11 protein-coding genes are annotated in these 12,551 nt (G+C 62.8%); 7 read left to right on the plus strand and 4 right to left on the minus strand.

The features are described from left to right. Positions 1–37 precede the first annotated feature (37 nt). Both OX462_RS07680 and OX462_RS07685 read left to right on the plus strand, forming a co-directional pair. Positions 38–1,267 carry a pyridoxal phosphate-dependent aminotransferase gene (locus OX462_RS07680; RefSeq protein WP_034750427.1) on the plus strand — a complete coding sequence of 410 codons (1,230 nt, stop codon included), beginning with the start codon at positions 38–40 and terminating at the stop codon, positions 1,265–1,267. A gap of 74 nt (positions 1,268–1,341) precedes the next feature. Continuing rightward, entirely contained in the window at positions 1,342–2,664 is a 1,323-nt protein-coding gene (locus OX462_RS07685) for a homoserine dehydrogenase (RefSeq protein WP_070311119.1), read from the plus strand. Between the two features lie 67 nt (positions 2,665–2,731). On the opposite strand, the gene OX462_RS07690 is transcribed toward OX462_RS07685, so the two are convergent. The 4 genes from OX462_RS07690 to OX462_RS07705 all read right to left on the minus strand — a co-directional run bounded on the left by OX462_RS07690 (position 2,732) and on the right by OX462_RS07705 (position 6,170). Then, a complete protein-coding gene (locus OX462_RS07690) occupies positions 2,732–3,085 on the minus strand; it encodes a ribonuclease E inhibitor RraB (RefSeq protein ID WP_083293510.1) in 354 nt (117 codons plus the stop codon). Between the two features lie 143 nt (positions 3,086–3,228). Beyond that, positions 3,229–3,789 carry an outer membrane beta-barrel protein gene (locus OX462_RS07695; RefSeq protein ID WP_070290554.1) on the minus strand — a complete coding sequence of 187 codons (561 nt, stop codon included), beginning with the start codon at positions 3,787–3,789 and terminating at the stop codon, positions 3,229–3,231. Between the two features lie 168 nt (positions 3,790–3,957). After that, on the minus strand, positions 3,958–5,451 hold the full coding sequence (locus tag OX462_RS07700; protein WP_409028123.1) for a sensor histidine kinase N-terminal domain-containing protein: 1,494 nt from the start codon (positions 5,449–5,451) through the stop codon (positions 3,958–3,960). Further along, entirely contained in the window at positions 5,448–6,170 is a 723-nt protein-coding gene (locus OX462_RS07705; RefSeq protein ID WP_070219206.1) for a response regulator, read from the minus strand. The genes OX462_RS07700 and OX462_RS07705 overlap by 4 nt, the downstream gene beginning before the upstream one ends. A 214-nt stretch (positions 6,171–6,384) precedes the next feature. On the opposite strand from OX462_RS07705, the gene OX462_RS07710 reads away from it, so the two are divergent. The 5 genes from OX462_RS07710 to OX462_RS07730 all read left to right on the plus strand — a co-directional run bounded on the left by OX462_RS07710 (position 6,385) and on the right by OX462_RS07730 (position 12,549). Beyond that, entirely contained in the window at positions 6,385–7,446 is a 1,062-nt protein-coding gene (locus tag OX462_RS07710) for a porin (protein ID WP_121670159.1), read from the plus strand. 3 nt (positions 7,447–7,449) lie between these two features. Beyond that, positions 7,450–8,445 carry a Bug family tripartite tricarboxylate transporter substrate binding protein gene (locus OX462_RS07715; RefSeq protein WP_070219146.1) on the plus strand — a complete coding sequence of 332 codons (996 nt, stop codon included), beginning with the start codon at positions 7,450–7,452 and terminating at the stop codon, positions 8,443–8,445. 43 nt (positions 8,446–8,488) lie between these two features. Further along, entirely contained in the window at positions 8,489–9,586 is a 1,098-nt protein-coding gene (locus OX462_RS07720) for an ABC transporter substrate-binding protein (RefSeq protein ID WP_070219147.1), read from the plus strand. A 78-nt stretch (positions 9,587–9,664) separates the two neighbouring features. Next, entirely contained in the window at positions 9,665–11,455 is a 1,791-nt protein-coding gene (locus tag OX462_RS07725) for an ABC transporter permease (protein ID WP_070219148.1), read from the plus strand. A gap of 20 nt (positions 11,456–11,475) precedes the next feature. Then, positions 11,476–12,549, plus strand: coding sequence for an ABC transporter ATP-binding protein (locus OX462_RS07730; protein WP_070311109.1), 1,074 nt, complete (start codon positions 11,476–11,478; stop codon positions 12,547–12,549). The last annotated feature ends 2 nt before the right edge of the window (positions 12,550–12,551 follow it).

Here is a 12,551-nt window from a genome sequence, read left to right on the forward strand (position 1 = left end):
CTCAAGTCTCCGCGCCGCATCACGACAGGGATTTATTTTGCGACCGATTCAGAAATCGAATAAATTGGCGGACGTCTGCTACGACATCCGCGGCCCGGTCCTGGAAAAATCCAGGCAAATGGAAGAAGAAGGCCACAAGATCACCAAGCTCAATATCGGCAATCTGGCCGTATTCGGCTTCGATCCGCCCGACGAGATCGTGCGCGACATGATGCTCAATCTGCAGAACGCGGCCGGCTATACGGATTCGAAAGGCATGTTCGCGCCGCGCAAGGCCGTCATGCACTACACGCAGGGCAAGAATATCGCCGGCGTGACCATCGATGACATTTACCTGGGCAATGGCGCTTCCGAACTGATCGTCATGTCGATGAACGCCCTGCTCAACAGTGGCGACGAAGTGCTGGTGCCGGCGCCCGATTATCCGCTGTGGACGGCCGCCGTCAGCCTGTCGGGCGGCAATCCCGTGCATTATGTGTGCGACGAGCAGAACGAGTGGTATCCCGACATCGAGGACATGCGCCGCAAGATCACGCCGCAGACCAAGGCGATCGTCGTCATCAACCCGAACAATCCGACGGGCGCGCTGTATCCGGTTTCCGTGCTGCTGCAGATCGTCGAACTGGCGCGCCAGCACCAACTGATCATTTTCGCCGACGAGATCTACGACAAGGTGCTGTACGACGAAGCCGAGCACGTGTCGATCGCCTCGCTGGCCGACGACGTGCTGTTCATTACCATGAACGGCCTGTCGAAGAATTACCGCTCCTGCGGCTACCGTTCCGGCTGGATGGTGGTTTCGGGCGAAAAGCGCCACGCCAAAGATTACATCGAGGGCCTCAACATGCTGGCCTCGATGCGGCTATGCGCCAATGCGCCGGGGCAGTTTGCCATCCAGACGGCGCTAGGCGGCTACCAGAGCATACAAGACCTGGTGGGGCCCGGCGGGCGCCTGTTGAAACAGCGCGACCTGGCGCACAAGCTGCTGACCGATATCCCCGGCGTCACCTGTGTCAAGCCGAAGGCCGCGCTGTACATGTTCCCGCGCCTGGACCCGGAGATCTACCCGATCGCCGACGACCAGCAGTTTGCCTATGAATTACTGGCCGAAGCCAAGGTCCTGATCGTGCAGGGCACGGGGTTCAACTGGATCGCGCCCGACCATTTCCGCGTCGTCTTCCTGCCCAACTCCGATGACCTGACCGAGGCGATGGGGCGCATTGCGCGCTTCCTCGAAGGCTATCGCAAGCGTCACGGCCGGGGCTGAAAGCCAGCAGCAGCAATCTCGATCAACCTGGCGCCGCCCAAGGGGGCGCCACTTATGAGCAGTCAAGCACAACTATGAAATCCATCAAGATCGGCCTGCTGGGCCTGGGCAACGTCGGTTACGGCACGTTCAGCGTCCTGAAACGCAACCAGGAAGAAATCAAGCGCCGCGCGGGCCGCGGCATTGACGTCGTCGCCGTCGCCGTGCGCGACGTGGCGCGCGCCGAAGCGCTCGTCGCCGGCGGCTGCAAGGTCGTCAATGACCCTTACCTGATCGTCAACGATCCCGAGATCGACATCGTCGTCGAACTGATCGGCGGCTACGACCTGTCGAAAACCCTGGTGATGCAGGCCATCGCCAACGGCAAGCACGTGGTGACGGCCAACAAGGCGCTGCTGGCCGTGCACGGCAACGAAATCTTCGCCGCCGCCCAGGACAAGGGCGTGATGGTGGCCTTCGAGGCGGCCGTCGCCGGCGGCATCCCCATCATCAAGGCGCTGCGCGAAGGCTTGACGGCCAACCGCATCGAATGGATCGCCGGCATCATCAACGGCACCACCAATTTCATCCTGTCCGAGATGCGCGACAAGGGTCTCGATTTCGCCACCGTGCTGAAACAGGCGCAGGAACTCGGTTACGCGGAAGCCGACCCCACCTTCGACATCGAAGGCGTCGACGCCGCGCACAAGGCCACCATCATGTCGGCCATCGCTTTCGGCATTCCGGTGCAGTTCGACAAGGCCTACGTGGAAGGCATCAGCAACCTCAATGCCGTCGACATCCGCTACGCCGAGCAGCTGGGCTACCGCATCAAGCTGCTGGGCATCACCAAGCGCGCCACCGTCAATGGCGTGGAAGGCATCGAGCTGCGCGTGCATCCGACCCTGATCCCGGCCAAGCGCCTGATCGCCAACGTGGAAGGCGCGATGAACGCGGTGCTGGTGCATGGCGACGCCGTCGGCGCCAGCCTGTATTCGGGCCGCGGCGCCGGTGCCGAGCCGACCGCCTCGTCGGTGATCGCCGACCTGGTCGACATCACGCGCCTGGCCACGGCCGACCCGGAACACCGCGTGCCGCACCTGGCGTTCCAGCCGAACGCGATGACCAACATCGAAATCCTGCCGATGTCGGAAATCACCACCAGCTACTACCTGCGCATGCATGTGGCCGACCAGCCGGGAGTGCTGGCCGACCTGACGCGCATCCTGGCCGAACGCGGCATCTCGATCGACGCCATGCTGCAAAAAGAGCCGGCCGAGGGCGAGACGCATACGGACATCATCATGCTGACGCACCAGACGCAGGAAAAGAACGTCACGGCCGCCATCGAGAAGATGGAAGCGTTGAACAGCGTGGTGGGCACGGTCACCAAGATCCGCCTGGAAAACCTCAGCTGATCGTTGTCAGCGATCCATGCAAAACGGCGCCCGCGGGCGCCGTTTTTTTATGCGTAATGTCGTCGGATTACGCCGCCGTACCGACGGGGCCCACGTCCATGCCGTCATAGCTGGCCAGCTGGTTGTCCTGCGCAAATGCCATCAGTTCGCCATTGCGCGCATGCAGGCTGTCGACGCCGTGCACTTCGGCCTTTTCCACGTGCAGCACCCACACGGGCGGTGCCGCCGGATCGTCGAGTTCCGGCTGGTACAGTTCCACGGGGCGGTAGCCCTGCAGCGCCAGCAAGGTGGCGGCCTGTTCCAGCGGCTCGGACGTCGGGTTGGTGAAGTAATAGCCCCACAGCAGCGGCTGGGACAAATCCCACGGCGCGTTCTCGGCGATATTGGCAAACAGTTCGGTTACGTCGTCTTTGGTCATCATGGCAAGGTGCCTTCTTAAAATCTCAGGGCGCGATCTTAGCATCCATGCCGCCTGCACGCCATTCGCCCATAAAAAAACCGGCTGTGCAGCCGGTTTCTTATCCGCCATTACATCGGCAGGAGATTCATTCGCGCAAGCGTGAATTAGAACTTGTAACGCAGGCCGATCGACAGCAGGTCAGCTTTCACTTTGGAGCCATCTTCGTTTGCTACTTTGCCGAAGTTTTCGTATTCCGCAACAGCCGACAGGTTTTTATTGATGTTGTAAGCAGCACCGATACCAAACAGGGCGGAAGTTTTGTTTTTCGACACGCTCTCGCTGAAATTGAGTTCGCTGACGGTGGCTTTGGTGCGGTTCTGCGATACGCCAGCCTTGGCGAACAGCGAGAACTGTTCGTTCAGTGGCAGGGTGCCGGTGGCGGCGACGTAGAATGCATGGCTTTTCACTTCCATTTTTCCGCCGTCAAATTTCTCTGTCAGTTTGCCGAAGTCGACATAGCCAGCTTCCGCGCCGAAGTTTTGCGTAAAGTCATAGCCAGCGTAAGCTTTGTAGCCGGTGTCGCTTTTTTTGATCGAATCAAATTCGTCCGATGCTTTCAATTCGGAACGGCCGACGTTAACGCCGACGTAAGCGCCTTCAGCTTGGGCGAACAATGGGAATGCCAGGGCGGCGCCAACAACTACTGCAAACAATTGCTTTTTCATATTAATCCTAGATAATTAATGCGGAGAGACTGTCTCGCCGCTTAATGGGAACCGAATTGTATAGGGATGAATATGTTTATGTAAGGCAATTATTTAAAAAATATTACAAATAATGTACTTGTTGTTTTGATGCAACATTCAATATCGAAGACATATCTGTCTGGCGCCTCATGCGGCGCCGCTGAAATGCACGCTGACTTTCAAGCCGTGCCCATTGGTCGCCGTCGCCAGTTCCAGCCTGGCGCCATGCAGGGCGGCGATGTCGCGCACGATGGCCAGGCCCAGTCCCGCGCCGCCGGGGTTGCTCTCGAGCGCCGCGCCGACGCGGTAAAACGGCGTGAACACGCGTTCGCGCTCGGCCGGCGGGATGCCGGCGCCGCTGTCTTCCACTTCCAGCACCGTTTCGTTTCCATGACCGCCCGCGCGCACGCGCAGGATCACGCTGCCGCCCTGTGGCGTGTAGCGCAGGGCGTTGTCGACCAGGTTGGCGACCAGTTCATGCAGCAGCAGCGCCTGGCCATGCACGGGCGCCTCGTCGGGCGCTTCCAGCGACAGGTCGATATTTTTGGCGACGGCGGCCATGGCCATTTCCAGTCCCACCTGCTGCGCCACGTCGCGCAGCGCGACGGTGTCCATCGCCAGATTTTCGCCGCCATGCTCGATGCGCGCCAGGGTCAGCAGGCGGTTGGCCAGCAGCACGGTCGAATCGGTGGTGACGGCGATCGAGCGCACGATGTCGCGCAGGGCGGCGATGTCCGGCGGCGCGCCCGCCTGGCGGTCGCACTCGCGCATGGCCAGTTCGGCCTGGGTTTTCAGCACCGTCAACGGCGTGCGCAGCTGGTGCGAGGCGTCGGCGATGAAGCGGCGCTGGCTGGCGATCAGCTGCTGCAGGCGCGACATGGAACCGTTCATGGCGCTCACCAGCGGACGCATTTCCTTGTGCACCAGCGCGGGATCGACGTCGGACAGGTCGGACAGGGCGCGCGTCTCGACCTCCGTTTTCAGCCGCATCAGCGGCTGCAGCACCAGGCGCACGGCAAACCACACGAGGGCGCCCATCACCAGCACCATCGCCGCCTGCCAGATCAGGGTGTCGAACAGGATCTGGTTCGACAGGCCGCGCCGCGCATCCAGCGTTTCGGCCACCTGGATCAGGGCGATGCCGCGCATCGAGTCGTCGTACACGGGCTGCAGCAGGGCGGCGATGCGGATCGGTTTGCCGTGGTAGTCGGCGTGGTAGAAGCGCACCAGTGCCGGATAATTCTGCGAACGGGGCACGTTTTTCGGCACGGGCGGCAAGTCGCCGTAGCCCGACACCAGTTCGCCGTTGATGCCCGTGACCTTGTAGTAGATGCGGCCCAGGGTATCGGTCTCGAAGCTGTCGAGCGCCACATAGGGCACTTCGGCCACGACCTTGCCGTTGACGATGGAGACGCGCTCGGCCAGCGCCCGCGTCGACGCCAGCAAGGAGCGGTCGTAGGCCATGTCGGCCGCGTCGAGCGCGTTGCGGTAGACAAAAACGGCATCGAGCAGCACCAGCATCACCAGCGGGATGAGCAGCCAGCGCAGCAGCTGGCTGCGCAGGCTGCCCAGCGGCCGGCCCTGCGCCCAGCGCCGGCGCAGGCGCTCGAACAGGGGCCGGCTGGGGGCGCGCACGGTCATTTTGAGGCGGCGGGCGCCATCGCGCTGCGCGGCTGCAGCAGGTAGCCGATGCCGCGCAGAGTGGTGATGACGGCGCCGTCGGGCGAACCGCTTTCCACGCCGTTCTCGAGTTTTTTGCGCACGCGGTGGATATACAGTTCGATGGCGTCCAGGTTGGCGTCGTCGGCCAGCGCGAAGACTTCGTCGAACAGCTTTTCCTTCGAGACGGCGCGTCCCGAGCGCGTGATCAGCGCTTCGAGCACCGCGTGTTCGCGCGGCGTCAGGGGAAAAGGGGCGCCGGCATAGCTGAACATGCGCGTGACGGTGTCGAAACTGAGGGCGCCGCAGGTGTGCACGAGCGCTTCGTTGCCCTGGCTGCGGCGCAGCAGGGCTTTCACGCGCGCTTCCAGTTCGGCCAGTTCGAACGGCTTGGCCATGTAGTCGTCCGCGCCCAGGTTCAGGCCCTGCACCTTGTCATCGAGGCCGCCGCGCGCCGTGAGTATCATGACGGGAGTCTTGCCGCGCGTGCCGCCGCGCGCGCGCAGGCGGCGCAGCACGTCCAGGCCATCCATCTTCGGCAGGGAAAGGTCGAGCAGCACCAGGGAATATTCCTGCGTATGCAGCAGGGCGTCGGCATCGGCGCCGTTGTGGGCGGTCTCCACCGTCAGGTGCGCGTCGCGCAGGGCCTTTGCCAGCCAGTGCGACAGCTCCAGATGGTCTTCCACTAATAATATGCGCATGGTCTCCGCCATTCGTTTGAATTGGTGCAGTGTAAGCCTCTCGGCACGCCGCCGACAGGGGCCGCAATGAATTTGTTGGTATTGCCTGTGGCTGGCCGGCGACACCTGTCAGTCTGAAAGCGAATTGAAAGGATCACGATCATATAGTGTGATCCTGATTCATGAAATTGATCAGGCATATCACTAATAACTATATCTAAGGGAGACACTCTACATGAAGAAAACTGCATTCTCGCTGGCCGCCATGGCGGTACTCGCCGCCGCTGGCAGCGCCCACGCCCAGTCGAACGTCACCCTGTACGGCCGCCTGGACGCCGGCATCAGCAACACCAGCAACGCCGGTCCGAACAAAAGCTCGATGACGCAAGTCAGTTCGGGTGGCATGAACACCTCGCGCTGGGGCATCCTGGGCAGCGAAGATCTGGGCGGCGGCCTGAAAGCCGTCTTCAATCTGGAAGGCGGCATCCTGGTCGACACGGGCGCGGCCGACGGCGCGCTGTTCAAGCGCCAGGCCAACGTGGGCCTGGAAGGCGCATTTGGCCGCGTCGTGCTGGGACGCTCGTTCACCACCGTGTACGACTTCGTGCTGCCATTCGATCCGATGGCCTATGCGCCGTTCTATTCGTGGGCCACCTCGGCCAACGCGACGGGTCCGAGCAAGTATGGCATGACGACGGCCTTCGACAACATGGTCAAGTACTCGGGCAAGACGGGCGACTTCAGCTACGGCGCATCGTACGGCTTCGGCGAACAGTCGACGGGCAGCTCAGACAGCGCCAAGCTGTCGACGGCCGTTACCTACAAGACGGGTCCCGTCAGCCTGCTGGCCACGTATGAACAGGTGAACGGCAATGCCATCGCCGGCGGCGCGCGCGACAAGACCACCGTGTACCACCTGGGCGCCATGTACGACGACGGCCCGTGGAAAGTGCAGGCGGCGGCGCGCGACTACAAGCTCGATCCGGCAGCAGCCGGCAAGGCCGACGTGCGCGGCACTCTGTACTGGGGCGGCGTCAGCTACAAGACCACGCCGGTCATCACCCTGACGGGCGTGGTCTACTACCAGGACGTGAAAAACGTGGCGGCGAGCCTCAATGCCGATCCGATCATGTACGTGGCGCGCGTGCGTTATGCCCTGTCCAAGCGCACGGACCTGTACGTGGCCGGCGCCTATGCCAAGGCCAAGCACAACCAGCTGGTCAGCCTGTCGCGTGACGATGCCGGTTTCGGCGACACGCAGCGCGGCCTGATCGCCGGCATCCAGCACCGCTTCTAAGGCATGACGATGCCGCGCACCGCGTTCCTGTCGCTGCTGCTGTTGTCGGCGCTGCTGCCCGCGCCGGCAACAGCCGCCGCGCCTGAAGTCGATTGCGTGGTGCCGTCCAAACCGGGCGGCGCCATGGACCTGACCTGCAAGCTGGCGCAGAAAGGGCTGCTGCAGCCCGATCCGGCGGCGGCAGCGCCGTTCGCGTCCTCGGTGCGCATCAGCTATCTGCCCGGCGGCATCGGCGCGGTGGCGTGGCGTTCGATGGGCTCGCAGCGCCGGCGTGCCGAAGCCAACACCCTGGTGGTGTTTTCGGGCGGCTCGCTGCTGAACCTGGCGCAAGGCAAGTTTGGCAACGCCAAGACGGGCGACGTGCGCTGGGTGGCGGCGCTGGGCGCCGACTACGGCATGATCGCCGTGCGTAGCGACTCGCCCTACAAGACCCTGGCCGACCTGATCGCCGCGCTCAAGCGCCACCCCGACAAGGTGCTGATCGGCGTGTCCGGCACCATCGGCAGCCAGGACTGGCTGAAGATGGCGCTGGTGGCGCGCAAGGCCGGCATCGACCCGAAAGTGCTGCGCTTCGTGGCACTGGAAGGTGGCGGCGAAATATTTACGGCGATGCAGGCCGATTACGTGCAGGTGATGTCGGGCGACACCTCGGAAGCGACCCTGAATGCGGGCGACAGCCATGCGCGCGTGCTGGCGGTGCTGTCGGAAAAGCGCCTGCCCGGCGTGCTGGCCGGCGTACCGACGGCGCGCGAGCAGGGCATCGATGTGGTGTGGCCCATCATCCGCGGCGTGTGGATGGGGCCACAGGTGCCGGAAGCGGATTACCAGCGCTGGGTGGCCAGTTTTGAACGCGCCATGGCCACGCCGCAGTTTGCCCAGTGGCGCACGCAGGCGGGCATGTATCCGTTCGCGCTGACGGGAGACAAATTGACGCAGTACGTGAACCAGGCGGTCGAACGCTATTCCAGGCAGGCCGCCGAACTGGGCCTGATGCGCTGAAGCCAATAGCAAACCATACAACAATCACAGACGGAGACAAACCATGCAAACCAAGACCATACTCGCCATCGCCCTGGCAGCCGCTTTCGCGGGTACCACCGGCGCCGCCTTCGCCCAGGTGCCGGCAGGTTATCCGGCCGACTACCAGAAGATCATCGACGCGGCCAAGAAGGAAGGCAAGGTGGTGATCTACAGCGCCACCGACAGCAAGGCCGCCGCGCCCCTGATCAAGGATTTCAGCGCGCTGTATCCGGGCATCTCGGTCGAATACAACGACATGAATTCGACGGAAGTGTACAACCGCTTCATTTCCGAAGTGGCCGCCGGCGGCAATACGGCCGACGTGATGTGGTCGTCGGCGATGGACTTGCAGATGCGCCTGGCCTCCGACGGCTACGCCCTGAAATACAAGTCGGTCGAAGCGGCGAAGATCCCCGGCTGGGCCATGTGGGACGATCAGGCCTACGGCACCACGTTCGAGCCGGCCGCCATCGTCTACAACAAGCGTTTGCTCGATCCGAAGGAAGTGCCGAAGAATCACGACGACTTCGTCAAGCTGATCGCCACGCCGAAATTCAAGGACAAGGTCACCACCTACGATATCGAAAAGTCGGGTGTCGGCTTCATGTTCATGGCGCAGGATGCGAAGGAATATCCGCAGTTCCTGGCGCTGCAAAACGCGTTCGGCACGGCCAAGGTGCGCGTGCAGTCGTCGACGGGCACCATGATGGAGCGCATCTCGTCCGGTGAAAACCTGATCGGCTACAACGTGCTCGGCTCCTACGCCCTGGTGCGCGCCAAGACCGATCCGTCGATCGGCGTGGTGCTGCCCAAGGATTACACCTTGATCCTGTCGCGCGTGCAGTTCATCAACAAGAATGCGAAGAACGTCAACGCCAGCAAGCTGTGGCTCGATTACATCCTGTCGCACCGCGGCCAGACCATCATCGCCAACGGCGCCAAGCTGTTCGCCATCCGCGCCGACGTCACGGGCGAAACGACATCGGCGGAACTGATCAAGGAAATCGGCGCGGCCAACGTCAAGCCGATTCCCGTGCATCCGATCATCCTGCAATTTCTGGGACCTGCCAAGCGCATGGCGTTCCTGAAGCAGTGGAAAGAGACCGCCGGCAAGAAGTAAAAATAGCCAATGCCGTCTTGGCCGCCCGCGAGCCTGGCTTGCGGGCGCACGCCGCACCCTTCATTCATTGGATTCATCATGCAAACTGCTATCTTGCCGCTGCCTGCACGGTCGCGCTCTCCCTTGTCGCGCCTGAACTGGCCGCGCGGCGTGGTCGTGGCGATCACGCTGGTCGCCATCTTCCTGCCGCTGTTCCTGATTTTTTACCAGAGCTTTTTGAACGCGCCGTTTTTCATGCCCGTGCGCGAATTTGGCTTTGATTCCTACCGTTTCATCTTCGATGATCCCGATTTCGCCATGGCTTTCAAGAATGGCCTGATGCTGGCCTTCGGTCTGACCGTGATCGCCGTGCCGCTGGGCGGCATGCTGGCCTTTTTGATGGTGCGCACGGACCTGCCTGGCCGCGGCTGGGTGGCCCCGATGCTGCTGGTGCCGATCTTTGTGTCGCCGATGGTGATGGGCTTCGGCTACGTCGTCTCGATGGGGCCCGTGGGCTTCTATTCGATCTGGGCCAAGGAGCTGCTCGGCTTCGTGCCGTGGAATATTTATTCCTTCACCAGCATCGTCATCATCGCCGGCCTGACGCACGTGCCGCACGTCTACCTGTACGCTTCGTCGGCCCTGAAAAGCCTGGGTTCGGACGTCGAGGAAGCGGCCCGCGTGGCCGGCGCCTCGCCGATCCAGGTGATGCTCAACGTGTCGCTGCCGATGATCATGCCGGCGCTGGCGTATGCGGGCGTGCTGGTATTTTTCCTCGGCTTCGAGGTGTTCGGCCTGGTGCTGGTGCTCGGCGATCCGGAAGGCCACCTGGTGCTGCCGACCTATCTGTACAAACTGACGAACAAGCTCGGTACGCCGTCGTATCACCTGATGGCCGCCGTCGCCGTCTGCCTGGTGATGGTGACCATGCCGCTGGTGATGATACAGCGCTGGCTGCTCAAATCCGCCAACAAATATGTGTCGATCAAGGGCAAGGGCGCGCGCAGCAAGGCCATGCCGCTGGGCCGCTGGAAGTGGCTGGCGTTCGCTTTGCTGGCGGGCTGGCTGATCTTCACCATCATCCTGCCGTTGACGGGTATCGTGCTGCGCTCCTTCGTGCAGTATTGGGGCGAGGGCGTGCACCTGGCCGACGTCTTGACCTTGCAGCATTTCCGCGACATTTTCGACCAGCCGTCGCTGGTGCGCGGCATCGTCAACACCATACTGATCGGCGTCGTCGGCGGCGCGCTGGCCGTCGGCTGCTACAGCTTCATCGCGCTGGCGATGCACCGCAAGCAGGACGGCATCACGCGCCTGCTCGACTACAGCGTGCTGGTGCCGCGCGCCGTGCCGGGCCTCTTGGCCGGCCTGTCGTTCCTGTGGGTGTTCCTGTTCGTGCCGGCCTGGCTCGACGGCATCTTGAAAGGCATGGACAACGGCGTGGCCCTGTGGCTGAGCGGCCATGTGATTCCCGTGCTGCGCGAAGTGCGCTCGACGATTTTCGCCCTGTGGCTCGCGTATTCGGTGGTGTGGATGGCCTACGGCATGCGCCTCATTTCCACGGCGCTGCTGCAGGTGGGGCCGGAACTGGAAGAGGCGGCGCGCGCCGTCGGCGCCAGCCGCGGCCAGGTGACGCGCGACGTGACCCTGCCGCTGATCAAATACGGCTTGCTGGGCGCCTGGCTGATGGTGTTCCTGATCTTCGAGCGCGAATATTCGACGGGCGTGTACCTGCTCTCGCCGGGCACGGAAGTGATCGGCGCCATGCTGGTATCGCTGTGGGCAGGTGGCTCGACCGACCTGGTGGCGGCGCTGTCCTTCATCAATATCACCCTGGTGGCCATCGGCCTGGGCATCGCGCTGCGCTTCGGCGTGAAGTTGCATAACTAATTAGAAAATGAGACCACATCATGAATGAATTGACCGTCAATGAACTGCACCTGGACTATGGCACGGGCGCTGCCGCCAACCAGATACTGAAGGGTGTCTCGATGCACCTGCAAAAAGGCGAAGTGGTCGCCCTGCTGGGGCCTTCGGGCAGCGGCAAGACCACCTTGCTGCGCGCTGTGGCGGGACTGGAAAGCCCGAAGGCGGGCACGATACAGATCGGCGAGCGCAATGTCTTCGACGGCGCGCAGCATTTCGAGATGCCGGCCGAGCACCGCAACCTGGGCCTGGTGTTCCAGTCGTACGCGCTGTGGCCGCACAAGACCGTGTTCGACAACGTCGCCTATGGCCTCAAATTGCGCAAGATGGGCAGCACGGAGATCGCCGCGCGCATCAAGGAAGTGCTGACGCAGCTGGGCCTGGGGCACCTGGGCGAACGCTATCCGCATCAGCTGTCCGGCGGCCAGCAGCAGCGCGTGGCGATCGCCCGTGCGCTGGTGTACAACCCGCCCGTGATCCTGCTCGACGAACCGCTGTCGAACCTGGACGCCAAGCTGCGCGAAGAAGCGCGCGCCTTTCTGCGCGAGCTGATCGTGCGCCTGGGGCTGTCCGCGCTGATGGTGACGCATGACCAGGGCGAGGCGATGGCCATTTCCGACCGCATCCTGCTGCTCAATAACGGCAAGATCGAGCAGCAGGGCACGCCGCAAAGCATGTATGAAACGCCCGACACCCTGTTTACGGCCGAGTTCATGGGCAGCAACAACCGCCTGCCCGGCAAGGTGGTGCAGCGCGAGGGCAGCGCCGTGCGCCTGCTGGTCGACGGCGCCTCCATGCAGGGCGTGGCGCGCGGCGCCAACGTGGGCACGGAAGTGACGACGATGATACGCGTCGAAGAGGTGAAGATCAGCGCCACGCAGGTGGACAACGCCATCGAGCTGCCGCTCCTGACCTGCATGTACCTGGGCGACCGCTGGGAATGCCTGTTCGAGCGCGGCGGCGCCGAGAACATCAGCCTGCGCGCGTATTCGCGCCACAAGCTCGACGCGGGCAAGTACTGGCTGCACATGCCGGCCGATAAGCTCTGGGTGTTTTAACG

Source organism: Janthinobacterium aestuarii (assembly GCF_046113285.1).
Classification (GTDB): domain Bacteria; phylum Pseudomonadota; class Gammaproteobacteria; order Burkholderiales; family Burkholderiaceae_D; genus Janthinobacterium.